Below are 25,215 nucleotides of genomic sequence, written 5' to 3'. Positions count from 1 at the left end.
TAAAATATGAGTAACCATTATAAGTTAAACGTAAACAATTCTTTTCAGTTCGATGCCGATCAAGAGAAAGTTTCTCATTTAGATGCGGTTAGTGTTGAAGAGAACAAATATCACATTCTTAAAGACAGCAAACCTTACCAAGCTGAAATCGTAGAAGCCGATTTTATCCAAAAAAACTATACTGTTAAAGTAAACAACAACAGTTATACTGTAAAAATTGGTAACGAATTAGATGCTCTTATTAAAGAAATGGGCTTCGAAGTTGGAAAAGCAAAACAAGTCAATGCTATTAAAGCGCCAATGCCAGGTTTAATTCTAGAAATTTCTGTTACGGTAGGTCAAGAAGTAAAAGAAAACGACCAATTATTGATTTTGGAAGCCATGAAAATGGAAAATAGTATTGCTTCACCAAGAGATGGAGTTATCAAATCTATTTCAGCCGAAAAAGGAAATGCTGTTGAAAAAGGACAATTATTAATTGAATTCGAATAAAAATAGAAACAAGATGCAAGAACAAAGAAATGAGAAAGGGTTGTTCAAACAGAAGTCTTTTTTCTTTCAATGTAATGGTCTTTCATCTTTTATCTGAATAAATATGAAAAAAATATTAGTTGCCAATAGAGGGGAAATTGCCCTTCGAGTTATGAAAACGGCAAAGAAAATGGGAATTAAAACCGTAGCGGTTTATTCAGTTGCAGATAGAAATGCGCCTCATGTAAAATTTGCTGATGAAGCAGTTTGTATTGGAGAAGCACCTTCAAACCAATCGTATTTAAGAGGAGATAAAATCATCGAAGTTTGTAAAGAACTTAATGTGGACGGAATTCACCCAGGATACGGATTTTTAAGTGAAAACTCAGATTTTGCTGAATTAGCAGAAAAAAATAATATCACATTCATTGGTCCTAAATCGAAGGCAATGAAAATCATGGGAAGTAAATTAGCCGCTAAAGATGCAGTTAAAGAATTTGATATTCCTATGGTTCCTGGTTTAGACGAAGCCATTACTGATGTAGCTAAAGCGAAAGAAGTAGCCAAACAAATTGGTTTTCCTATTTTGATTAAAGCTTCTGCCGGTGGTGGTGGAAAAGGAATGCGTGTGGTAGAAAATGAAAACGAATTCGAATCGCAAATGAATCGTGCTATTTCTGAAGCAACTTCTGCTTTCGGAGATGGTTCTGTTTTTATCGAAAAATTTGTTACTTCTCCGCGTCACATCGAAATTCAAGTAATGGCCGATAGTCACGGAAATATTTTATATCTTTTCGAAAGAGAATGTTCTATTCAACGTCGTCACCAAAAAGTAGTTGAAGAAGCGCCTTCATCTGTTTTAACACCAGAAATTCGTAAAGCAATGGGTGAAGCTGCAGTTAAAGTGGCGCAATCTTGTGATTATTTAGGAGCAGGAACCGTTGAGTTTTTATTGGATGAAAATAAAAATTTCTATTTCTTGGAAATGAATACGCGTTTGCAAGTGGAGCATCCGGTAACCGAAATGATTACAGGAATGGATTTGGTAGAAATGCAAATTCGTGTTGCTCGTGGCGAAGCACTTCAAGTAAAACAAGAAGATTTACAAATTAAAGGTCATGCTATGGAACTTCGTGTGTATGCAGAAGATCCGTTAAATGAATTCTTGCCAAGTGTTGGAAATTTAGCAACATACCAAATTCCGGTGGGCAATGGTATTCGTGTAGATAATGGTTTTGAACAAGGAATGGAAGTGCCTATTTATTACGATCCAATGTTGGCTAAGTTAATTACCTACGGAAAAACTCGTGAAGAAGCAATTCAAAGAATGATTGAAGCTATCGAAATGTATCATGTAGATGGTGTAAGTACAACTTTGCCTTTCGGAACATTCGTAATGGAACACGAAGCATTTAGAAGCGGAAACTTTGATACTAATTTCGTGAAGAAATATTACGATAGCGAAGTATTAAAAGCTCAAGCCGAAAAAGAAGCCGAAGTTGCTGCTTTAGTTGCTTTAAAACAATATTTAGAAGATCAAAAAATAGTTCGTTTACCCAATTAAGAATATAGAAAACAGAACATAGAAAATAGATAGTTCAGAGTTTAAAAGTCTATATTCTATGATCTATTCTCTTTAATCTAAAAGAAAATGGAAGATAAAATTAAATCATTACAAGATAAAATAGCTTTAGCTAAATTAGGCGGAGGCGAAAAGAGAATTGCATCACATCATGCGAAAAAGAAATTAACCGCTCGCGAACGTGTAGCGTATTTGTTAGACGAAGGTTCTTTTGAAGAAATCGGGATGCTGGTAACACATCGTACGACTGATTTCGGTATGGAAAAAGAAACGTATTATGGAGATGGCGTAGTAACGGGTTACGGAACAATTAACGGCCGACCGGTTTATGTTTTCGCACAAGATTTTACAGTTTTCGGTGGTTCATTATCAGAAACACACGCTGAGAAAATTTGTAAAGTAATGGATATGGCATTGAAAACTGGAACACCAATGATTGGTTTAAACGATTCGGGTGGAGCGCGTATTCAAGAAGGGGTTCGTTCGTTAGGTGGTTATGCTGATATTTTCTTTAGAAATGTACAAGCGTCCGGAGTAATTCCACAAATTTCAGCAATTATGGGACCATGCGCCGGTGGAGCAGTATATTCGCCAGCAATGACCGATTTTACCATTATGGTGGAAAACAACAGTTATATGTTCGTAACTGGACCAAATGTTGTTAAAACAGTAACCAATGAAGAAGTAACTTCAGAAGAATTAGGTGGGGCAAGTACGCATTCAACTAAATCGGGTGTGGCGCATATTACATCACCAAATGGTGTAGAATGTTTAGAAGATATCAAACGTTTATTGAGCTATGTTCCGCAAAATAACAGAGAAACAACGCCTAAATTACCATATACTTTAGGAGAAGAAATTCGTGAGCAATTGGATACTATTGTACCTGATAATGCAAACAAACCGTATGATATGCACGATGTAATCAAAGGAATTATTGATGAAGATAGTTTCTATGAAGTGCATAAAAACTTTGCAGAAAACATCATTGTTGGTTTTGCACGTTTAGGTGGAAGAAGTATTGGGGTTGTAGCCAACCAACCTATGGTTTTAGCAGGATGTTTAGATGTAAACAGTTCTATTAAAGGAGCGCGTTTTGTGCGTTTTTGTGATGCTTTCAACATTCCGTTGTTAGTGTTAGAAGATGTTCCAGGATTCTTACCAGGAACTGATCAAGAGTGGAACGGAATTATCACGCACGGAGCTAAGTTATTATATGCATTTAGTGAAGCTACTGTGCCAAGAGTAACTGTAATTACACGTAAAGCGTATGGTGGAGCGTATGATGTAATGAACTCTAAACACATTGGTGCTGATTTTAACTTTGCTTGGCCAACAGCCGAAATTGCAGTAATGGGAGCAAAAGGAGCTTCGGAAATTATCTTCAAAAAGGAAATTAGTGAAGCAGCAGATCCAGCGGCTAAATTGTCAGAAAAAGAAGCAGAATATGCAGAGTTATTTGCTAATCCATATAGTGCAGCTAAACGCGGATTTATTGATGAAGTAATTTTACCAAATCAAACCCGTAGAAAATTATTAAAAGCATTCAGTATTTTAGAAAATAAAGTAGTGGATACACCAAAACGTAAACACGGAAATATTCCGTTGTAATGTAGAGAAACCGCCGAATGGCGGTTTTTTATTAATTAAAACTTAAATTTTTTTCAAAGACTAATTTTTAGAAGAACAATACTTATATTGCACTCGTTTTTAAGAAAGGGAATATTATGGGGAAATTGAAGTTTTTATTTTTCATTTTAATAATTAGTTTTTATTCTGTAAGTGCTCAAAATTTTAAGAAGCACAAAGTTGAAAAAGGTGAAACTATATATTCTATTGCAAAAAAATATAATGTTGCAGAATCTGATATTTTCAAATTAAACCCAAAAGTTAAGGATAAAGCACTGCAAATTAATGCTATACTAAAGATTCCAAACGGTAAATCTACGACTTCAAAAGATAATCCTGAAAGTTATGAAGTTCAAAAAGGAGATACATTTTATGGAATAGCAAAGAAATTTAATATATCTGTAAATAACATAAAAAAGTTTAACAGCAATTTAGATCCAAATGATTTAAAAGTTGGGCAGAAAATCTTTTTAAAAGAACAAAAGAAAGAAACTCCAACTAAAGTTATTGTAGTTGAAGAAACAGCGAATGAGGAAGAGGATGATACACAAGCTGAAGATTTGATTCACGTTGTAAAAAAAGGAGAAACGCTTTACAAAATTGCTCATAAATACCAAACTACAATTCAGAACATAAAAGACTTAAATCCTTCGATGGGGAAAACTTTGCCAGCAAATTATCAATTGGTAATAAAGAAAGGAATTGCTGTAGATAATGAAGTTGTTGAGGTTGTTGCAGTGAATGAAGATGAAATTTCAGATATTAAAGAAATAAGTTCTTCTGCCTTATCAAAAGCCGATTTGTTAATTGAAAAAGCTTCAGAATATTTAGGAACTCGTTATAGAAGTGGTGGTACAACTACAGCAGGTTTCGATTGTTCAGGTTTAATGTGTACAACTTTTAGAGAAATAGATTTTACTTTGCCAAGAACTTCTGGAAGTCAGGCAACTATTGGTTCTAAAGTTAAAAAAAGACAAGCTCAAAAAGGAGATTTAATATTTTTTGCTACAAACAGAAGGAAAACAATTAGTCACGTAGGCATGATTACTGAAGTAGATGGTGATGAAATTAAATTTATACATTCTTCAACTTCATCTGGTGTAATTATTTCGTCAATAAAAGAGCCTTATTACGCCAAAAGATTTGTACAAATAAATAGAGTATTAGATTAATTTTATTTTATTGGTATCCAAATTTCTTCTTGAGAATTCGGGTTTTCATGGCCAAAGTATAAATCTCCCATTACTGCTAAATGAGGTCTGTCATCTAATTCAAACTCACTATTTGGTAACCATTCTGCAAATATATATTGAGAAGTTTTTGCAAAATCTTGAGATGTTCCTTTGTGTAGAAAAACAGCGTATTTTCCAGTTTCCAAAGTAAACTCTTCAAATTCGTTTGGAACAAAATCAAAGGTTTTAACTTCCACAAATGCACATTTAGTAAATTCAGTTGTTGGACTAAAATTTTTAAAGGAATCAAAATTGTAAACTTGAACCGAAAATAAATCTGACGAAACTAAATTTTTTACTTCTTTCAATCTTGGCATTAGTTTGTTCCAAATGAAAAAAGTTTTGTCGTTTGCTAAAGATGTTTTAGTAGAAAATCCTAAAAGCTTTTTGGTTTTGATAATTTCAGTTCGAAGAAACATAGGTTCAATTTTTATCAAAATAAAAAAATCCTCACTTAAAAAGCAAGGATTTTCGATTGAAAACTATGAACCGCTTTTCCTATAGAAAAGCAACTATGAAAAAGAACTAATTTTGAGATAAGAATTGGAATATTTCATCTTTTAAACGAACGCGTTCCATGCGCAATTCATTTAGAACATCATCGCTAGCAGGTGCTGCATCGCTTTCTATTCTATAGATTTCATGATCCAACTCATCGTAAGTTTCAAACATTTTTTTAAAATGCGCACTTTCAGTCTTTAAGGTATTAATTTTTGTTTCAAACTCTGGAAATTCTTCCGTTAATTGGTGCTTTGTAATCATATTTGCTGTTTTAACTTATTCAAAGTTACAGCTATATAAATTATAAAAACATGATAATTGTCATCAAAAAAAATATCCTTACAATAGCTCGTAAGGATATTTTTAAAATTTATTGTTATGATCTATTGAACAGGTTCTGCGTATAAATCAAATTCTGTAGCATCAGTTACTTTTAAAGTTACAAAATCGCCTGTTTTTAAGTAGAATTTTGAAGCATCAACTAAAACTTCATTGTCTACATCTGGACTGTCAAATTCGGTTCTTCCAATAAAATATTGACCTTCTTTTCTATCGATTACACAACGAAATGTTTGTCCAATTTTCTCTTGGTTCAATTCCCAAGAAATTTGAGCTTGAATATCCATAATTTCATTAGCACGTTCACGCTTTACTTCTTCAGGAACATCGTCAACTAATGAATAGGCATGCGTGTTTTCTTCGTGAGAATAGGTAAAACAACCCAAACGCTCAAAACGCATTTCTTGAACCCAATTTTTTAGAATTTCAAAATCTTCTTCAGTTTCTCCTGGATAACCCACAATTAAAGTGGTACGAATAGCCATTCCAGGAACTGCTTTTCTAAACTCTTTTAATAAGTTAGTTGTTTTTTCATACGTGGTTCCACGTCGCATTGATTTCAGAATATTATCAGAAATATGCTGTAAAGGAATATCTAAATAATTACAGATTTTTGGTTCGCGTTTCATTAATTCTAAAACGTCCATAGGGAAACCTGTAGGGAAAGCATAATGTAAACGAATCCATTCGATTCCTTCAACTTTAACTAAAGCTTCCAAAAGCTCGGCTAAGTTTCTTTTTTTGTATAAATCTAAACCGTAATAGGTTAAATCTTGTGCAATTAAGATTAATTCTTTTACGCCGTTTTTAGCTAATTTTTCAGCTTCAATCACTAAGTTTTCGATAGGAGTAGAAACGTGTTTTCCGCGCATTAGTGGAATAGCACAAAAACTACACGGTCTGTCACAGCCTTCGGCAATTTTTAAATACGCATAATTTTTTGGAGTTGTAGTTAAACGTTCTCCGATTAATTCGTGTTTATAATCTGCACCCAATGCTTTTAGTAATAAAGGTAATTCTGTTGTTCCAAAAAACTGGTCTACATTTGGAATTTCTTTTTCTAAATCGGGTTTGTAACGTTCTGATAAACATCCGGTAACAAATACTTTATCTACCAAACCTTGTTCTTTTTCTCGGCATATTCTAAAATCATGTTTACCGATTCTTCCTTTGCATTGTCAATAAAACCACAAGTATTGATTACAATAATGTTTCCTTCGTCATTAACCGCTTCATGGGTTACTTCTTTGCCATTAGCCTTTAATTGTCCCATTAAAACTTCACTGTCGTAAACATTTTTAGAACAACCTAATGTAACTACGTTGATTTTATTTTTCTTTAACGATTTGGTTCTCATATATTTAAAAATTAAATTCAATCTTTTGACCAATGGTCTCGATTGGGGTGCAAAATTACATAAAAAAGTTTGAGTATGAGTAGCTCAATTAAAAAACCCGATAATTATTCATCGGGTTTAGTTGTTTTATGTTTTATAAACCTTAAAAGTTTATAGAGTATGTTAGAGTAACATTGTTTTGAGTGGTTCTAATTCTTGCAGTATCGTTCATTCCAGATGAAATTAAATACTGATTGTAATTTCTATGTGCATTTGTATAAGCTAAATCTAATCTGTTGTGGCCAAAATTATAACCAATACCGCCGCTATAACCTGTTAAATCTCCCATTGCATAATCTACTTTATATGGACTTTCTTCAAAACGATATCCTGCTCTAAAACTGAATTGTTTGTATTTGTATTCGCCACCTAATCTAATTTCTAAAGCATTGTCTTTTAAGTAATCACTATAAAATGTATTAATATTACTAAAAGTATTATCTGTTTTAGGTTTAAATTCAATGCTACTATAATCTTTACGAGAAATATCAAAACTTACTAATCCTATGTTTTTGAAAATATAAGCAATACTTCCAGTTGATTTTGCAGGCGTTTGTAATTTATAAGTTGGGAAAATCATAACAGGACTTTGATAATAAGGATATTGAATTCCATCTGGGTTGTTAACACTAGCTGTATATAAGTCCTGAGTTAGTTCATCATTTAATCTATACCAAGTTGGTGACTCATAAGATAATCCTAATCTTAAAAATTCTATTGGTTTAACGATAGCTCCTATGTTAAAAGAAAAACCTGTTCCGTAGGTATAAACTTCATTATCAAATCTAATTTCTCTAATAGTAGATTGAGGTAATGTGTTTTCAGGATTGGAATTACTTTCGTACAAGCTTGAAGATCTTACATAATCGGTAAGGTGTAAATTTAAATTCAATCCAAGAGAAAGAAAGTCTCTATAACTGGCTGCAACGTTAGCTGTCATTTTTCCATTAAAGCCTGTCGTAGATATAGCATTTGCTTGGTAATAATTGCCTCCAACAGGTACATTGCTTACAAAAATATCAGGGTTACTTGTTGGATCAATGATATAAGAGTCGTAACCCATTTGTGCTTGATCGTACGCAAAATCACTCGAATTGTCATATAAGTTGGCATAATCTACAAAGTATTGTCCTATTGAATTGTTTGGATTGATTCCTCTAACATAAATATCATTATCAAAATCTTTCATGTTTTCATAATTGAAACCAAGAGCAATTTTATTCCAATTTTTCTCATCAGATTTAAAAACAAAAACTGCACCTAATTGGTTTAAATCTAAAGTTGAATTATTTTCTTTAGTTCTACTTCCAAAATAATTCGCTTCATTTTTTGAATTTAAATTAGACGCTGAAATACTAGCAAAATTGTTTTTAAAAAATACTGATCCAGCAGGGTTAACATTTAATGAAGATAAATCTCCACCAAGTGCTCCAAATGCGCCACTCATAGCTCTAAATCTCGCGGTTCCGTTTATGTCTTGTAAAGAATAACGCAAACCGTCTTCAGGTCTTACTTCTTGTGCATTTATGAGTCCAATAGTTAAAAGGCTTAAGTATAATAATGTTTTTTTCATATCAATTGTTGTAAATATTATCTTCTACCGCCACCAAAACTACCCCCACTTCTTCCGCCTCCGCCAAAGCTTCCACCGCCTCTGCTACCACCAAAACTGCCACTTGAACTTCTAGGAGTTGAATAACTTCCGCTATTTGATCTTGGAGTAGAGTAACTGTTGTTATTGTTTGGAGAATAAGTTCTTGGAGTAGAATTTGTATTTCTTGGTTGACTTGTATTTGTTCTTGGTTGTGTACTATTGTAACTTCTAGGTTGACTTGTGTTTGTTCTAGGTTGTGTACTATTGTAGTTTCTAGGTTGATTAGTGTTATTTCTTGAAGTATTAAAAGAACCTCTAGAACGAGTACCGTTTACATAAGAACTTCTTCCGTTGTTGTAATTACCAACTCTAGCGCCTCTTGTGCCGCCATAATAAGATACATTTCTACCACCTCCATAATAATAATTACCATAATAAGGATAATAACCGCCACCGTACCAGTAAGGACTATACCAAGAATTCCATCCCCAGCCCCAAGTAGGTCCGTACCAAGAATTCCATCCCCAACCCCAACTAGGGCCATACCAAGAGTTCCAACCACCCCAATAAGGAGAGTTATAATAACCCCAGTAAGGAGAATACCAATTGTTCCAACCGCTGTTGTAGTAATTAACGGTTACATTCCCGTTTGAATTACTTCCCCAACCTGCATATCGGCTATTGTCGTTATATTGATTGTTGTAAACAGTTACAACTGTGTCATTTTGAGTTTCCGATGAATAAGTGTCTACATCAGTAAAATACTCCATATCTTCACGCATCATTCTGAATTTTTGAGCATAAGCTTCACCGTTTTGTAGGTTTTCTTCAGAATATTTATTTTGAACAGGTGTATTGGATCTTTCGTAGTCACCGTAGATTCCGTCGTTATCATAATAAGATGAATTTTGATAGGAACCACAAGAAACTACAAGTAAACCAGCAAATCCTGTTAGTAGTATAACAGAAAATTTGCTAAAAAATGGTAGTTTAGTTTTCATAACGCTTTTTTTTATTGTCGGACATTACAAATTTAATTAGTTTTGTCGAATAATTCACTTAAGATAAAGTTAAACAAAATTTATGCCAAAACATTAATAATGAGCAAGAACTTAACAACAAGAGCAGAGGACTATTCAAAATGGTATAACGAGTTGGTGGTTAAAGCAGATTTAGCCGAAAATTCAGGAGTAAGAGGATGTATGGTTATTAAACCATATGGCTATGCAATTTGGGAAAAAATGCAAGCCGAATTAGATAGAATGTTCAAAGAAACAGGACATCAAAACGCTTATTTTCCCTTGTTTATACCCAAGTCTTACTTTAGTAAAGAAGCTAGTCATGTTGATGGTTTTGCTAAAGAATGTGCAGTTGTTACTCATTATCGTTTAAAAACAAGTGAAGATGGAAAATCTATTGAGGTAGATCCGGATGCAAAATTAGAAGAAGAACTAATTGTACGTCCAACTTCTGAAACAATCATTTGGGATACCTATAGAAAATGGATTGAATCCTACAGAGATTTACCTATTTTGGTAAACCAATGGGCAAACGTAGTACGTTGGGAAATGCGTACGCGTTTATTTTTACGTACTGCAGAGTTTTTGTGGCAAGAAGGGCATACAGCTCATGCAACAAAAGACGAAGCTATTGCTGAAGCTGAACAAATGATGAATGTTTATGCTGATTTTGCAGAAAACTTCATGGCAATTCCAGTAGTTAAAGGATTTAAAACAGCAAATGAGCGTTTTGCAGGTGCTGAAGAAACGTATTGTATTGAAGCATTAATGCAAGATGGAAAAGCTTTACAAGCAGGTACTTCTCACTTTTTAGGACAAAATTTTGCAAAAGCTTTTGATGTTAAGTTTGCTAATAAAGAAGGGAAGCAAGAATATGTTTGGGCTACATCATGGGGGTTTCTACTCGTTTAATGGGAGCGTTAGTAATGACTCATTCTGATGATAACGGATTAGTCTTGCCTCCAAATTTAGCACCAATTCAAGTGGTTATAGTGCCTATTCATAGAACAGAAGAACAGTTAGAAGCAATTTCAAATCAAGTTGGAGAGTTGGTTAAGCAATTACGTAAATTAGGTATTTCTGTTAAATATGATGATAGAGTTACACAACGTCCAGGATTTAAATTTGCTGAATATGAATTGAAAGGAGTGCCAGTTCGTTTAGCAATTGGTCCAAAAGATTTTGAAAACGGAACTTATGAAGTTGCTAGGAGAGATACCTTATCAAAAGAAATAGTTTCTAAAGAAGGAATTGTTGAGTATATTCAAAATTTATTAGAAGAGATTCAAACTAATTTATTTCAAAAAGCATTAGATTACAGAAATACACATATTACTGAAGTGAATTCTTTTGATGAATTTAAAGAGGTTTTGGATAGTAAAGGAGGTTTTGTATCAGCGCATTGGGATGGTACTACAGAAACTGAAGAAAAGATAAAAGAATTGACAAAAGCAACTATTCGTTGTATCCCTTTAGATCGTATTGAAGAGGCGGGAAGTTGTGTATTTACTGGAGCTCCATCAAAAGGAAGAGTGTATTTTGCAAAAGCATATTAAAATTTTTTAATTTTTTTTGATGCGCCTATTGCAGGAATAAAAAATAGGTGTATCTTTGCAACCGCAAATGAGAATAATGGTCCGTTCGTCTAGGGGTTAGGACGCCAGGTTTTCATCCTGGTAACACGGGTTCGATTCCCGTACGGACTACAAAATATCTCTCTGGCCCGTTCGTCTATCGGTTAGGACGCCAGGTTTTCATCCTGGTAAGAGGGGTTCGATTCCCCTACGGGCTACTAGAATTAGTTGTGAATAGTTTTATAAAACAAATATTAAGTGTCTCTAAGGTTTGTTTTATTAGTTAAAACTGAAGTGATTGTTTAACAATTGTGGGAGGTTTTTCTTTTTTTAAACTAATAGTTTATTAATAATTATTACAATTAAAAAGAATTAAAAATGGCAAATCATAAGTCAGCTTTAAAAAGAATTAGAAGTAACGAAAAGAAAAGAGTATTAAACAGATATCAGCACAAAACAACTCGTAATGCTATTAAAGCTATTCGTGTTGCAACTGATAAAGCTGAAGCTACTGCTAAATTACCAACAGTTATTTCAATGATTGACAAATTAGCAAAGAAAAACATTATTCATGCTAATAAGGCTTCAAACTTAAAATCTAAGTTAACGAAACATGTAGCTTCTTTATAAGAAGTTTTAAGTTAAGAAATACAAAGCTCTCCAATTGGAGAGCTTTTTTTATATGTTATTTTTTCATTATCTATTTAATTTATAGCTAATTATTGAAAAAAATACAGTACTTTTGCACCTTCAAAAAATCATCGAATGAATTCTATTAGAAACATTGCTATTATTGCACACGTTGACCACGGTAAAACTACTTTGGTTGATAAAATTATGTACCATTGCCAACTTTTTAGAGATAATGAAAGTACTGGTGAATTAATTTTGGATAACAATGACCTTGAGCGTGAAAGAGGTATTACAATTGTTTCTAAAAACGTTTCAGTAAATTACAAAGGAACAAAAATCAACATTATTGATACTCCAGGCCACGCCGATTTTGGTGGGGAAGTAGAGCGTGTATTAAATATGGCAGATGGTGTTTTGTTATTAGTTGACGCTTTTGAAGGTCCTATGCCTCAAACACGTTTCGTATTACAAAAAGCAATTAGCTTAGGATTAAAACCTTGTGTTGTAATTAATAAAGTTGATAAAGAAAACTGTACTCCAGAAGAGGTACATGAAAAAGTTTTTGACTTAATGTTTGAATTAGGTGCAGAAGAATGGCAGTTAGATTTTCCAACAGTTTATGGTTCGGCAAAAAATAACTGGATGAGTGATGATTGGAAAAATCAAACTGAAAACATTGAACCTTTATTAGATATGGTTTTAGAGCACATTCCAGCTCCAAAAGTTTCAGAAGGTACTCCACAATTATTAATCACATCTTTAGATTACTCTTCATTTACAGGTCGTATCGCAATTGGTCGTTTACAACGTGGTGAATTAAAAGAAAATCAACAAGTTTCTTTAGTAAAACGCGATGGTAAAGTTATTAAAGCAAGAATTAAAGAATTACATACATTTGATGGTTTAGGTCGTGTAAAAGTTGAATCGGTTAAAGCTGGAGATATTTGTGCATTAGTAGGTTTAGATGGTTTTGATATTGGAGATACTGTTGCTGATTTTGAAAATCCAGAAGCATTACAAACAATTGCTATCGATGAGCCAACAATGAGTATGTTATTTACCATTAACGATTCGCCTTTCTTTGGTAAAGAAGGTAAATTTGTTACTTCTCGTCATATTAAAGATCGTTTAACAAAAGAGTTAGAGAAAAACTTAGCATTACGTGTTAATGAAACTGATTCTGCTGATAAATTCATGGTATTTGGTCGTGGTGTATTACACTTATCAGTTTTAATTGAAACGATGCGTCGTGAAGGTTACGAACTTCAAATTGGTCAGCCTCAAGTTATTATTAAAGAAATTGACGGTATTAAATGTGAGCCGGTTGAAGAATTAACTATCGATTTACCAGAAAATGTTTCAGGTAGAGCAGTTGAATTTGTAACAGTTCGTAAAGGTGAAATGTTAAGCATGGAGCCAAAAGGTGAGCGTATGATTATTAAATTCAATATTCCTTCACGTGGTATTATTGGTTTACGTAATCAATTGTTAACTGCTACTGCTGGTGAAGCAATTATGACACACCGTTTTATTGAATATCAACCATACAAAGGAGAAATTCCTGGACGTATTAACGGTTCATTAATTTGTATGGAAAATGGTAAGGCAATTCCTTATTCAATCAATAAATTACAAGAAAGAGGTAAGTTCTTTGTAGACCCAAATGAAGATGTTTACGAAGGTCAGGTAGTAGGAGAGAATTCTCGTGGTGATGATATGGTTGTAAATATTACAAAAACTAAACAGTTAACAAACTTCCGTTCTGCTGGTGCTGATGATAAAACTAGAATTGTTCCTGCAATTAAGTTTACATTAGAAGAAGCATTAGAATATATTCAAAAAGATGAGTATGTAGAGGTTACACCAAAATCTATTCGTCTTCGTAAAATATATTTGAACGAAAATGATCGTAAACGTTTCAAAATAGACTAATTAAAAGTCAGTATAAAATCGGAAACCACAATGTAAAAGTTGTGGTTTTCTTTTTTAACGAAAAGTTTAAAATAGAATAATTACCTTTATTAAAAATTTAAAAATGGAAGTAAGATTAAAATTTGGATTAGATCAATTGCTATACGGAATGAAACAAAACAACGTAGAGCAAATTTATGGCAAAGCTGATTTTCAGTTTTTTGATGAAGATGAAAATGTAGTTTTGGTTTACAATAAATTAAAAGCGAAGCTTACTTTTTATGCAGATGAAGATTTTAAATTAGGTTATATTACCACTTCAAATAGTGAACTTACATTTTTTGGTGCTACTGTTTTAGGAAAATCTAAAAGCGAAGTTTTAGAACTTTTTAGGGCTAATAAAATTGAAAAATGGGAAACTGAAATTGTTGAAGGCGAAGAAATGCTTTTCAACGAAGACAATTGGGTTTTCTTATATTTTGATTATAACGAATTAATTAAAATTGAAATTGGTGCTGTTTTCAATAATCAAGACGAATTTGATTGGAAGTTTAAAGCATAAAAAAAACCACGCTTAGCGTGGTTTTTTGTTTATTTTACTTCAAGTAATTCTACTTCGAAAATTAAATCTGCATTTGGTGGAATGACACCGCCAGCACCTCTTTCACCATAAGCTAAATTTGATGGAAGGTAGAATTTATATTTTGCACCTTCTTTCATCAATTGTACACCTTCTGTCCAACCTGGGATTACTTTATTTAAAGGAAATTCAACTGGTTCTCCTCTTTGAACACTACTGTCAAAAACTTTTCCATCTACAAACATTCCCGTGTAATGAACTTTTACAATATTTGTATCTAAAGGTTGCTTACCTAAGCCTTCTTGTAAAACAATATATTTTAATCCGCTTGGAGTTGTTGTAGCAACTTCAAATTCTTTTAAAGCTTTTGCTTTAGCTTCTTCTAAACGTTTTGCTTCTAAAGTTTCTTTTGCTTTACGTTCAGTTTCAATTGCTTCGGCTTGTTTCTTTTTAATGTCTTCGTTTTTAGCCGCAATAATTTTATCTTGGTTTGCCTGATCGTCCATGTAAGCTTTAAAAACTTTATCAGCATGGAATTTTTTAGCTAATTTACCATTTCTAATAATCGTAACTTTTTCAATTACGTCATTTTGTTGAATTTTATTTACCACTTCTTGACCTGTTACTACATATCCGAAAACAGTATGTTTTCCATCTAACCAAGGCGTGTCTTTATGTGTAATGAAGAATTGAGAACCATTTGTTCCTGCACCAGCATTTGCCATTGAAAGAACACCTGGTTTATCATGTTTTAAATCAGAAATTTCATCTGTAAATTTATAACCAGGTCCACCAGAGCCATTTCCTGCAGGATCACCACCTTGTATCATAAAGTTTGGAATAACACGGTGAAACTTTAAGCCGTCGAAAAAAGGTTTTTTCTTTAAATTCTCTGAAACAAAATCATTTTTTCCTTCAGCTAAGCTTACAAAATTTGCTACTGTAATTGGAGTTTTTTCAAACTCAAGTTGTAATAAAATTTTACCTTTATTAGTAGTTATTTCAGCAAATAAACCATCTTGTTTTACAGCTTGTGCAAATGTAAAAATAGAAGCTAAAGAAAATAATACGATTAATTTTTTAATATTCATTTTTTATGGATTAGGAAGATTTTCTAATAATTCGATTTCAAAAACAATATCACTATTTGGTGGAATTACATTTCCAGCACCTTGAGTTCCGTAACCTAATTTTGAAGGAATATAGACTAATATTTTATCACCAAAAGACATTTGTTCAATACCTTCTATAAAACCTGGAATTAAACCTTGTTTATCACCATAAGTGAAAGGGAAAGGTTGGTAACCATTTTGAGCGGCTCTGTTAGCATCAAATTTTCCAAATTTTTCTGCAACACTTGCGAAACTAGTATCAAACAATTCGCCAGTGCTTTGTAGAAAACCAGCATAATTAATAAAAACTTTAGTTCCATTTGCAGGTTTTTTGCCTTCACCTTTGTTTAAGAATTCATAAATAATTCCTGATGGAGTTCTTGTACCGTTTGTTCTTAAAGCTTCAATTCTAGCAACATTTTCTGCTTTAGCTGCTTTAGATTTTTCTGCCATTATTTTATTTGCTTCGGCTTCTTTAGCATAATAATCTTTGAAGATTTTAACGGCATCAAATTTTTTAGCTTCAGCTCCATTTCTTAAGATTGTTATTTTTTCGATAACATCATTTTGAAGAATGGTATTAATTATTTCTTGACCTTCTACAACGTGACCAAAAACAGTATGTTTACCATCTAACCAAGGAGTTTCTTTTATTGTGATAAAAAACTGAGAACCATTTGTGCCTGGACCAGCGTTTGCCATAGATAAAATTCCACCTTTATCATGTTTTAAATCGGCATGAAATTCATCTTTAAATTGATATCCTGGTCCGCCAGAACCGTCTCCCATTGGATCTCCACCTTGAATCATGAAATCTTCGCTATCTCCGTTAGCAACAGAAATAACTCGGTGAAATTTTAAACCATCATAAAAGGGTTTTCTTTTGTATTGTTCTTCAACAAAAGGATTTTTTCCTTCAGCAAGAGAAACAAAATTAGCTACTGTTACGGGTACTTTTTCGTATTCTAACTGTACGATAATGTCACCTTTATTCGTATTGATTTGAGCAAATATACCATCGCCTAAATCGGTATGTTCATTTTTGCAAGATAAAAGTGAAGCAAATACTAAAATACTTGCTAATAGTTGTTTTAAGTGTTTCATTTTATTTGGTATTAGTAGAGTCAATTTTAATATCGTTTAGGGTAACGGTATAAATTAAGGGTTGATTTGAGCCAATTTTTTTATCATCGCCGTGGTAACCAAATGCCATGTGCGATGGGAAAAGAAAAGTTACAGTTTCTCCTTTTTTCATTAATTTAATTCCATCTTGTAGTCCTGTAATCATTTCTTGTTTATCTACATAATATTGTTGCGGACGATTTTCATCTTTTGTGTAGATAATTTTATTCAACATATTTTTAACTTCATAATCAAAAAAAGCAATATCACCTCTTTTAGGAAATGGAGTAGAATCGTTAACTTTTGTTATGTATTTGTACCAATATCCTTTATTTGAAGCTATATAACTATTGATGCTGTCTTTTTGATGACATCGCTAATTAATTTTTCTTCATTGGCAATCAATTGTTTATTTCTAGCAATTGATTCTTTCATAAAATTGTTTGATGTATAAGATACAGGTTTTCTTGCTTGTTGTTTTGAACAAGAAGTAAGTATAGATACTGCTACAAGGGCAATTAGCAATTTTTTCATTTAAGATTGTTTTTCTTTTGCTAAGTTAGCAATAAATTGGTTTACAGTTTCTTCTAAATTTGAAAAAGATTTTCCTCCAGCTGCGTTAATATGTCCACCACCGTTGAAATATTTACGAGCAAACTGGTTTACATCATAATCGCCTTGAGAACGGAAAGAAATTTTTATGATGCCTTCATCTTTATTTTCAATAAAAATTGCTGTAATGAATACATCTTTTATGGTTAATCCGTAATTTACGATTCCTTCAGTATCACCTTTTTGGTAATTAAAATCATTTAATTCTTCTTGAGATAAGGTAATATACGAAGCGTTAAATTCAGGCAGTAATTTTAGGTTTTGAAGCGCTCTTCCCAATAATTGTAATCTGTTATAAGTAGAATTGTCATATAACAAATTATACACTTCACTATTATTAACACCTCGTTCAATTAATTGTGCTACACATCTATGAGTTGCTGGTGTTGTTTTCGGAAATCTAAATCCGCCTGAATCGGTTAAAATTCCTGTGTAAATACAAGTTGCAACTTCTTTATTGATTAAATTATTGTAATCTAATGCATTAATAAAATCGTATACCATTTCACATGTAGAACCATAATTGGTGTTCGAAAACAGGTATTTTGCATAGTCATCTGGAAGTTCATGATGATCTATTAAAACCATAGTATTCGATAAAGTTTTCATAAAATTACCCATAAAATCTCCAGTTCTATGAAGTGCATTAAAATCTAGAGTAAAAATTAAATCTGAGCTTTTTAAAAGTTCTTCTGCAACATTTTGTTGTTTTTCAAAAATTACAACATCATTAGAATTGGGTAACCAAGCTAAAAATTCTGGAAATTCATTTGGAGAAATGAAAGTTACTTGGTGATTTAATTGTTTTAAAACATGAAGTAAACCTAGAGAAGAACCCATTGCGTCTCCATCTGGATTTCTGTGTGAAACAATTGTAATTTTTTTTGGTTCAGCTAAAAGTGATTTTAGCTCGTTTAATTCTGAAGATGTAAACATAAATTTATTTCGCTAAATATATTCCGATTCCAACAAAAAGTATTCCAATTATAATACTCAATGCAGTATAGCTTAAAGCTGTAATAAAATTATCGGATTGTATAAATGAGTAATTTTCTAGTCCAAAAGTAGAAAATGTGGTAAAACCTCCACAAAATCCGGTTACTAAAAGTAGTTTTAAAGTTTCGTTATTTGGCTGACTTTTTTGAAGATATCCAATTAAAAATCCAATTAACAAACAACCAATAATGTTTACTAAAAATGTGGCATAGTGTAACTTTCCAGGAAGGTTTTTTGCAATAGTAACATTTGCTAAATATCGTAAAACACTTCCTAAACCTCCACCTAAAGCAACAAAAAGTAAACTCTTTATCATATTATCTTAATAATGCAAAGTGACCTTTTATGGTTTCTCCGTTTGCTAATTCTAAAATGAACCAATAATCATCGGCTGGTATTTTCTTACCATTATAAGTTCCGTTCCAACCTTTTTCTCCAGGAATAATTTGTTGGATTAACTTACCAAATCGGTCAAATATATAAATTTTACTTGCTAGAAGTCCTTTTTTATCTAAATTTTTAATTGTCCATTCATCGTTATAACCATCATTATTAGGCGAAAAGAATTTCGGATAATTTAAAATATAAAAAGTCGCACTAATTTGTCCACAACCATTTTTATCGTTTACAAAAACAGTGTATTGTCCTTCGCCTAAATTATAAAATATTGAGCTATCTTGATAGTCTATTCCGTTTAATGAAAACTCATAATCGCCACCCGCTGAAACCACAATTTCTGCTGTATTATTATCTTCAAAATCTGTTGTGATGATATCAATAAGTGTTGCAATTTGGGAACCAATAACTGTAAAAGTTTTAGTTTGTGTACAAGAATTTGCATTCGTTAGAACAACACTATAAGTTCCTGCAGAAGTTACCGATATTGAAGAAGTGGTTTCACCTGTATTCCACAAATAAGTATAACCTAAATTTGCCTGAAGTACAGCTGTATTTCCTGCACAAAGTCCAATTGTTTCATCATTAATTACTTCCCCAAAAGTTTGAATACTAATATTAACCGGAAACGCATTATTTGCATAACAATTGAAGTTGGTTATTTTAGCATATAAAGTCTCGGTAAAAGCAGTATTATTTGTATAAGGAATAGCAATTGGAGTTGTATCCGTAGGGTTTGCAAATAAGGCCACGTTGTAATTTGAAGGTAGCGTTGGGAACAAATTACTAATAATTGATGCAATTTCAGTAGCCGTAATTTGAGCGAAGCCATCTTGTGTTTGATCGTCATCACATTTTACAAAAGTATTGTCAACTGCTTGTAAATCCTCTGAAAAATCTAAATTAATATCACCTCTTCTTTCACAAGGATCTCCTGCATCTACAATAACCGAATATAATCCGTTTGCTAAAGTGTTGTAAGGCGGATTTAAAGTTAAAGTACTGTTTGTTTCACCAGGAATGATGTTGTTATTAAAATACCATTGATAAGTAGTAGTACTAAAACTTGTTCCGTCTAAAGTAACAGTTTCATCAAAACAAACCGGATTTTCATTTGCAATAGTTCTATCGTCTCCTAAATCAAAATCAAATGTAAAACTTCCTCCTTTTAAGAAAATAGCTGAATCGTATCGGAAATTTCCTTCGTCAGCAATAACTAACTTAATATGATAAACTTGTCCAGCAACAACATTTGCTTCAGCAGTTAAAACTACAGTTTGCCCGTTATAATTTGTTGGATGATTTGTACCATTGAAAGCATCAAAATATTGTTCATTTTGCGGACCACAAGCTCCAGGAATATTAGGATGAACTGATGTTACTTTTACAGGAATATTTGTTCCAGGAATAAGGGCCAAATTTTGATAATTTGAAGTGCCAACTTCCTTCAGTAAGAACGCAAAACCATCAGAATAATTACAAGGAGCGTTTCCGTGATATTCTTCTGAAGAGAAAATATATTGGAAACTGATATGATTACCTAGTGGTGTAAAATCAAATTCTAAAGTTGTTGCGTTAATCGAATTAGAAATATTTAAAGCTTGATTTAAATCTGTATCACCGTTCCATCCCATATTGTTTCCATCATCAGAAAGTGTGGTGTTTGGTCCAACAGCATTGTCAATTTTTCCAGTACTTAAAATAATTCCATCTTGAAAAGGGAAAGATGATCCATTTGCATCAAAACGTCCCCAACTTTGTTGTCCATTTCCCCAATTTCCTCCTGATACCGATACATTAGTAACATTTCCACAAGAGTTATTAAATAGCACTTGCTTTACTAAGTTTTCTGCAGTATACGTATTATCTACGGCAATGTATTGAGAAATTCCAAATTGCCACTGTAGAATAGCGAAAAAATATATAATATGTTTAACTTTCATAGCATCGGCAAAGATACTACAAATCTCTTCTTTTTAGCAATTGATAAGACGAGAAAATAAAAATAAATATCCAGCAAAGTACAATTAGAATAGATGAAAAATGAACGCTATAATCTTTTAAATTTCCCATTCCTACTTGTGTTCCAATAGTTTTTATAAAATTGACTCTTGTATAAGGTTCCACAACAATATTTGACATCGATTCAAAAGGGAAGAAATCATAAATTTTATCGACTAAAGTATCCGTTTTTTCTTTCTCTTTTAAGAATACATATTTTATAATTCCATGGCTTAAAAATTCGAAAATGTACCAAAAGATTAAAAATCCTAAAGCAAAAGCTGAACGTTTTATAAGAACACTTAAGAATAAACAGAAAGAAAAGAAGGCTACTAATTTTATAAAATATCCTAAAACATATTCTAACTGAGAAAATATAATTGATGGTTCGTCATACGATGAAAATCGGAGTCCTAAAAATAAGGTTATGGCAAAAACTAAAATTGTCGAAATAAATGAGAAAACAATAATACTCAAGAATTTACTCAAGATGACTTCCTTTTTTGTAAAACCATCAATTAAATTTTGTTTAAGCGTTCCATAAGTATATTCATTGGCCATCATGGAAACAATTACAACGGCAAAGAAAATTTTAAAATAATCGGCTACATAAGTATTAAAATGCCAAATGAATGGAAAATTAAAAATTCCTTGATCGGCGATTCTAATTGGAATACCAAATAATTCAAACTCAATATTACTAATTAAAAAAAGTAATAAAAGCAATGAAAAATAAATGATAACCAATATTTTACTAATTCGGTTTTTGAATATTTTTTGGAATTCTATAGAAAGTAAACGATACATAAAATTAAGATTGATGATTGGTTAATTGTAAAAATTGCTCCTCTAAACTGTGTTTTCTTTTTACAAGATGATTCAAAACAATTCCTTTTGAAATTAAATAAGAATTCAGTTCAGCGGCATCTAAATTTGATTTCAAATACACCATCAATTTGCCATCTTCGAATACAATTTTTTCTACTGATTGATGTTGTTGCATTTCAAGCTCAAGTTTTGTCATGTCGTTTGCTTCTAATTCGAAGAAACCTTCGTTTGAAACCATTCCATGAACGCTTCCTTGATATAACATAACTCCCTTTTGTAAAACGACTACATGACTACAAACTTTTTCTACTTCATCTAAAAGGTGAGATGCTAATAAAATTGTAGTTCCTTGAGCAGCAATTATTTTAATTAAATCGCGAATTTGTCTAATTCCTTGAGGGTCGAGACCGTTTGTGGGTTCGTCTAAAATTAAAATTTCAGGATCATTAAGTAGGGCAGATGCAATAGCTAAACGTTGTTTCATTCCTAAAGAAAATGTTCTGAATTTGCTGTCTTTTCTTTCGATAAGTCCAACTAATGTTAATTTCTCTTCAACTTTAGCATACGGAATTCCTTTAATTTTACAAACCAACTGCAAATTTTCTTCGGCAGTCATGTAAGGATAAAAATTTGGTCTTTCTATAATAGCACCAACTTTTTTAAGTGCTTGATGTGTATCAAGATTTCCATTAAACCATTGAAATTCGCCCGAAGTTTTATTTACAACATTTAGAACAATTCCTAGCGTTGTAGATTTTCCAGAACCATTTGGCCCTAAAATTCCGTAAACATTTCCTTTTTGAATTTCAAATGATAAATCTTTAACAGCATGAACTTTTCTACCGTAGATTTTGTTTAAGTTTTGAATGCTAAGTATTGTTTCCAAATGATTGTAGTTTAATTTTAAACATCATAAGATAAGACGACCAATAAAATAATTTGTTACAAACAAAAAAGCACGCATAAAATACACGTGCTTTTTTACAAACTTAACCTAACTAAACTATATGAGATATTTTATTTCTTAAACTTTTCTTCCTCTTATTATCGATAAAATGAATAAAATAATAAAAATGAAGAATAATATTTTAGCAATTTCTGCTGCTCCGGCTGCAATACCACCGAAACCTAAAACTCCGGCAACTAATGCAAGTATTATGAATATGATTGTCCAACGTAACATAGCTTTTTGTTTTTATAGTTAATAAATTGTTTTTCTAATTTGATATTACAAAGTTAGAGTACAAGGCTAAGTTACGTGTTACAGGATTACAACGTATTGTTATAAAATATTAAGGTAAGAAGTTAAAAACCTTCAAATACACCAAGTCCAAACAAGGCAAAATCGTATTTAACAGGATCTTGATTATCTAGTAATCTTAGGTTAGTATCCAGTTCAGCTAAGGCTTTTGCATCATTTTGTTTACGAGTAAGTAAACCTAATTTGCGCGCTACATTTCCAGAGTGAACATCTAAAGGACAAGATAGGTGAGCGGTTGAAATAGAATTCCATATGCCAAAATCGACTCCTTTATTGTCTTTTCTCACGAGCCATCTTAACATCATGTTCAGCCTTTTTGCAGCAGAATTATTCAAAGGATCAGAAACATGTTTTGTAGTTCTCGGTTGGTGTTCTATTTCGAAAAAGACTTTTTTAAAGTTAGAGATACTTTCCGTTTGATCTTTTTGATTTTGGTGTTGCGCAAAGACTTTTTCAAGTCCGCCATGATTCAAATATATATTTTGAAGTGCTTTTATAAAAGTTTTAGCGTCTTCGTTATTAAAAGTTCTGTGAACAAAAGTGTCCAGTTTTTCAAGTTGTTCGTTGTTATGAGAAAGTACAAAATCGTAAGGCGAATTTCCTAAAACATTCATGAGCTTTGTGCCACTGTTGATAATCATTTTGCGATTTCCCCAAGCCAAAGTAGAAGTTAAAAACGATGCAATTTCAATATCTTCTTTGGCAGAAAATAAATGCGGAATTTGTATAGGATCAGTTTCTATAAAATCTGTACGATTGTATAATTCAACTTTTTCGTCTAAAAATTCTTTTAATTCGTTTTTTGTCATTTTATTTTTTTGTCACTTCGAGCGGAGTCGAGGAGTTAATTAGAAAGTTTAGATTTATTACAAGAAATCGCAAATATTTATTAAAAATTTTAAATTTATTAAGATTTCTTCGATTCTTAACAATAACAACTTTTGACTTTTGTCTTTAATTTTTTTACTTATTAAATAATATTCCCATCAATCATTGTAATTTTTCGATCTGCCATTTCGGCTAATTCTTCATTGTGTGTTACAATTACGAATGTTTGACCAAATTCATCACGCAATTTAAAAAACAGTTGGTGTAAATTTTCGGCCGTATGTGTGTCTAAATTTCCAGAAGGTTCATCGGCAAAAATAACAGCAGGCTTGTTAATTAAAGCTCTTGCTACTGCAACACGTTGTTGTTCTCCACCAGAAAGTTCACTAGGTTTATGATGTATTCTATGTGAAAGTCCAAGATATTCTAATAATTTTTCGGCTTCTTGTTCTAATTCTTTTTTGTTTCTATTTGCAATAAAACCAGGAATGCAAACATTTTCTAAAGCTGTAAATTCAGGTAAAAGTTGGTGAAATTGAAAAATAAAACCTAATTGCTGATTTCTAAATTTTGATAATTCTTTATCAGAAAGTTTTAGGATATTAACTCCGTTAATACTTAAATTAGAATCGTTGTTTTTTGCAGGTTTGTCAAGCGTTCCTAAAATTTGCAAAAGTGTAGTTTTACCTGCACCCGAAGCGCCCACAATTGAAACAATTTCTCCTTTTTTAATATGTAAATTTACACCTTTTAAAACGTGTAAATCGTCGTAGTTTTTATGAATATTAAAAGCCTCTATCATGTTTACAAAGAAACAAAGTTTTTTGTTATTTTTATGCTAAATGTTAGCTAAATAACATTCATAACGTCTTTTAAAACGTAATTTTGAGTTATAAAATGGAAGTTAAGTAAGCCTTAAAAGTGGATTGATAAATAAAGAAAGTAGTTATGGAAAAATTAGTTTTATCTTTAATTTTATTAGTGAGCTGTCAAGCGAAAGAGAAAAAATATACTGTTCAAGAATTTAAAGAACCAATAAAAATGGAAATACAAAGTGGAAAAGAAGTAGCGACTTTTGCTGGTGGTTGTTTTTGGTGTACCGAAGCAATTTTTCAAGAAATTAAAGGTGTAGAAAAAGTAACATCGGGTTATATTGGCGGAAAAACTAAAAATCCAACTTATAGAGAAGTTTGTAGCGGGGAAACTGGTCATGCAGAAGCAATTCAAATTACATTTAATCCAACACAAGTTGCTTATGAAGATTTGTTGGAAGTTTTCTTTGGAACACATGATCCTACAACTTTAAATAGGCAAGGAGCTGATGTGGGAACACAATATAGAAGTGAAATTTTTTATTATTCGGAAGCACAAAAAACAAAAGCCGAAAATTACATCAAGTTTATTGAAAATGAACAATTATATAGCAAACCAATTGTTACCAAAGTGTCACCTGCTACCGAATTTTATGCTGCAGAAGATTACCACCAAGATTATTACAGTCAAAATTCGCAACAAGGTTATTGCCAAATGGTAATTGCTCCAAAACTTGAAAAATTGCGTAAATATTATCAATCTAAGTTGAAATAATTTTGGCGTAG

General features: G+C 32.0%; 24 protein-coding genes, 2 tRNA genes and 2 pseudogenes. 11 read left to right on the top strand and 17 right to left on the bottom strand.

Annotated features, from left to right (window positions below):
• The first annotated feature begins 6 nt into the window (after positions 1 to 6).
• From GCU34_RS06785 to GCU34_RS06770, 4 genes are all read left to right on the top strand, one after another.
• On the top strand, positions 7 to 492 hold the full coding sequence (locus GCU34_RS06785) for an acetyl-CoA carboxylase biotin carboxyl carrier protein subunit (RefSeq protein WP_072784999.1): 486 nt from the start codon (positions 7 to 9) through the stop codon (positions 490 to 492).
• Positions 493 to 595: 103 nt separating this feature from the next.
• Complete coding sequence (gene accC, locus GCU34_RS06780; RefSeq protein WP_072784997.1) at positions 596 to 2,035, top strand: acetyl-CoA carboxylase biotin carboxylase subunit; 1,440 nt, start codon at positions 596 to 598, stop codon at positions 2,033 to 2,035.
• 87 nt (positions 2,036 to 2,122) lie between these two features.
• Positions 2,123 to 3,664: an acyl-CoA carboxylase subunit beta gene (locus GCU34_RS06775; RefSeq protein ID WP_072784995.1), complete on the top strand. Its 1,542-nt coding sequence runs from the start codon at positions 2,123 to 2,125 to the stop codon at positions 3,662 to 3,664.
• Positions 3,665 to 3,789: 125 nt separating this feature from the next.
• On the top strand, positions 3,790 to 4,854 hold the full coding sequence (locus tag GCU34_RS06770; RefSeq protein WP_178138360.1) for a peptidoglycan endopeptidase: 1,065 nt from the start codon (positions 3,790 to 3,792) through the stop codon (positions 4,852 to 4,854).
• 2 nt (positions 4,855 to 4,856) lie between these two features.
• Here GCU34_RS06770 and GCU34_RS06765 read toward each other — a convergent pair whose 3' ends face one another.
• The 5 genes and pseudogenes from GCU34_RS06765 to GCU34_RS06745 all read right to left on the bottom strand — a co-directional run bounded on the left by GCU34_RS06765 (position 4,857) and on the right by GCU34_RS06745 (position 9,745).
• Positions 4,857 to 5,333 (bottom strand): GyrI-like domain-containing protein, encoded by a 477-nt coding sequence (locus GCU34_RS06765; protein ID WP_072784991.1) that lies wholly within the window; start codon positions 5,331 to 5,333, stop codon positions 4,857 to 4,859.
• 106 nt (positions 5,334 to 5,439) lie between these two features.
• Complete coding sequence (locus tag GCU34_RS06760; protein WP_072784990.1) at positions 5,440 to 5,676, bottom strand: YdcH family protein; 237 nt, start codon at positions 5,674 to 5,676, stop codon at positions 5,440 to 5,442.
• A 122-nt stretch (positions 5,677 to 5,798) separates the two neighbouring features.
• Positions 5,799 to 7,111: pseudogene (gene rimO / locus GCU34_RS06755) on the bottom strand (30S ribosomal protein S12 methylthiotransferase RimO).
• Between the two features lie 142 nt (positions 7,112 to 7,253).
• Complete coding sequence (locus GCU34_RS06750; protein ID WP_072784988.1) at positions 7,254 to 8,723, bottom strand: OmpP1/FadL family transporter; 1,470 nt, start codon at positions 8,721 to 8,723, stop codon at positions 7,254 to 7,256.
• Between the two features lie 17 nt (positions 8,724 to 8,740).
• Positions 8,741 to 9,745 carry a hypothetical protein gene (locus GCU34_RS06745; protein WP_072784986.1) on the bottom strand — a complete coding sequence of 335 codons (1,005 nt, stop codon included), beginning with the start codon at positions 9,743 to 9,745 and terminating at the stop codon, positions 8,741 to 8,743.
• A gap of 99 nt (positions 9,746 to 9,844) precedes the next feature.
• On the opposite strand from GCU34_RS06745, the pseudogene proS reads away from it, so the two are divergent.
• The 6 genes and pseudogenes from proS (at position 9,845) to GCU34_RS06715 (ending at position 14,443) form a co-directional block, all read left to right on the top strand.
• A pseudogene (gene proS / locus GCU34_RS06740) lies at positions 9,845 to 11,319 on the top strand (proline--tRNA ligase).
• A 78-nt stretch (positions 11,320 to 11,397) separates the two neighbouring features.
• Positions 11,398 to 11,469 (top strand) — tRNA-Glu (locus tag GCU34_RS06735).
• 14 nt (positions 11,470 to 11,483) lie between these two features.
• Positions 11,484 to 11,555, top strand: a tRNA-Glu gene (locus GCU34_RS06730).
• Positions 11,556 to 11,715: 160 nt separating this feature from the next.
• Positions 11,716 to 11,967 (top strand): 30S ribosomal protein S20, encoded by a 252-nt coding sequence (gene rpsT, locus GCU34_RS06725; RefSeq protein WP_072784982.1) that lies wholly within the window; start codon positions 11,716 to 11,718, stop codon positions 11,965 to 11,967.
• Positions 11,968 to 12,102: 135 nt separating this feature from the next.
• Positions 12,103 to 13,902 (top strand): translational GTPase TypA, encoded by a 1,800-nt coding sequence (typA, locus tag GCU34_RS06720; protein ID WP_072784980.1) that lies wholly within the window; start codon positions 12,103 to 12,105, stop codon positions 13,900 to 13,902.
• A gap of 103 nt (positions 13,903 to 14,005) precedes the next feature.
• The gene (locus GCU34_RS06715) at positions 14,006 to 14,443 is read left to right on the top strand and encodes a hypothetical protein (RefSeq protein ID WP_072784978.1); all 438 of its coding nucleotides are present in this window, start codon (positions 14,006 to 14,008) and stop codon (positions 14,441 to 14,443) included.
• A gap of 29 nt (positions 14,444 to 14,472) precedes the next feature.
• Here the strand turns inward: GCU34_RS06715 and GCU34_RS06710 are convergent, their stop codons facing one another.
• The 12 genes from GCU34_RS06710 to GCU34_RS06660 all read right to left on the bottom strand — a co-directional run bounded on the left by GCU34_RS06710 (position 14,473) and on the right by GCU34_RS06660 (position 24,419).
• A complete protein-coding gene (locus GCU34_RS06710; RefSeq protein ID WP_084656978.1) occupies positions 14,473 to 15,552 on the bottom strand; it encodes a peptidylprolyl isomerase in 1,080 nt (359 codons plus the stop codon).
• 3 nt (positions 15,553 to 15,555) lie between these two features.
• Positions 15,556 to 16,677, bottom strand: coding sequence for a peptidylprolyl isomerase (locus tag GCU34_RS06705; RefSeq protein WP_072784976.1), 1,122 nt, complete (start codon positions 16,675 to 16,677; stop codon positions 15,556 to 15,558).
• Position 16,678: 1 nt separating this feature from the next.
• Positions 16,679 to 17,005: an FKBP-type peptidyl-prolyl cis-trans isomerase gene (locus GCU34_RS06700; RefSeq protein ID WP_262884258.1), complete on the bottom strand. Its 327-nt coding sequence runs from the start codon at positions 17,003 to 17,005 to the stop codon at positions 16,679 to 16,681.
• 29 nt (positions 17,006 to 17,034) lie between these two features.
• Complete coding sequence (locus tag GCU34_RS13910) at positions 17,035 to 17,229, bottom strand: FKBP-type peptidyl-prolyl cis-trans isomerase (protein ID WP_227658756.1); 195 nt, start codon at positions 17,227 to 17,229, stop codon at positions 17,035 to 17,037.
• On the bottom strand, positions 17,230 to 18,243 hold the full coding sequence (locus GCU34_RS06695; protein ID WP_072784973.1) for a DHH family phosphoesterase: 1,014 nt from the start codon (positions 18,241 to 18,243) through the stop codon (positions 17,230 to 17,232).
• Positions 18,244 to 18,247: 4 nt separating this feature from the next.
• A complete protein-coding gene (crcB, locus tag GCU34_RS06690; protein ID WP_227658755.1) occupies positions 18,248 to 18,619 on the bottom strand; it encodes a fluoride efflux transporter CrcB in 372 nt (123 codons plus the stop codon).
• Position 18,620: 1 nt separating this feature from the next.
• A complete protein-coding gene (locus tag GCU34_RS06685; RefSeq protein WP_072784971.1) occupies positions 18,621 to 20,642 on the bottom strand; it encodes a choice-of-anchor L domain-containing protein in 2,022 nt (673 codons plus the stop codon).
• A 16-nt stretch (positions 20,643 to 20,658) separates the two neighbouring features.
• On the bottom strand, positions 20,659 to 21,507 hold the full coding sequence (locus GCU34_RS06680) for an ABC transporter permease (RefSeq protein WP_072784969.1): 849 nt from the start codon (positions 21,505 to 21,507) through the stop codon (positions 20,659 to 20,661).
• A 4-nt stretch (positions 21,508 to 21,511) separates the two neighbouring features.
• A complete protein-coding gene (locus GCU34_RS06675) occupies positions 21,512 to 22,414 on the bottom strand; it encodes an ABC transporter ATP-binding protein (RefSeq protein WP_072784968.1) in 903 nt (300 codons plus the stop codon).
• Positions 22,415 to 22,552: 138 nt separating this feature from the next.
• A complete protein-coding gene (locus GCU34_RS06670; RefSeq protein WP_072784966.1) occupies positions 22,553 to 22,711 on the bottom strand; it encodes a DUF1328 family protein in 159 nt (52 codons plus the stop codon).
• A gap of 122 nt (positions 22,712 to 22,833) precedes the next feature.
• Positions 22,834 to 23,598: a TIGR02757 family protein gene (locus tag GCU34_RS06665; RefSeq protein ID WP_072784964.1), complete on the bottom strand. Its 765-nt coding sequence runs from the start codon at positions 23,596 to 23,598 to the stop codon at positions 22,834 to 22,836.
• A 161-nt stretch (positions 23,599 to 23,759) separates the two neighbouring features.
• Positions 23,760 to 24,419 carry an ABC transporter ATP-binding protein gene (locus GCU34_RS06660; protein ID WP_072784962.1) on the bottom strand — a complete coding sequence of 220 codons (660 nt, stop codon included), beginning with the start codon at positions 24,417 to 24,419 and terminating at the stop codon, positions 23,760 to 23,762.
• A 146-nt stretch (positions 24,420 to 24,565) separates the two neighbouring features.
• Here GCU34_RS06660 and msrA point away from each other — a divergent pair, with 146 nt between their 5' ends.
• Positions 24,566 to 25,204, top strand: coding sequence for a peptide-methionine (S)-S-oxide reductase MsrA (msrA, locus tag GCU34_RS06655; RefSeq protein WP_072784960.1), 639 nt, complete (start codon positions 24,566 to 24,568; stop codon positions 25,202 to 25,204).
• The last annotated feature ends 11 nt before the right edge of the window (positions 25,205 to 25,215 follow it).

Origin of the sequence: Flavobacterium haoranii (assembly GCF_009363055.1) — a bacterium.
GTDB lineage: Bacteria > Bacteroidota > Bacteroidia > Flavobacteriales > Flavobacteriaceae > Flavobacterium > Flavobacterium haoranii.
The sequence above is the reverse complement of the archived record's forward strand: the minus strand, read 5'-3'. Positions and strand labels throughout refer to the sequence as shown.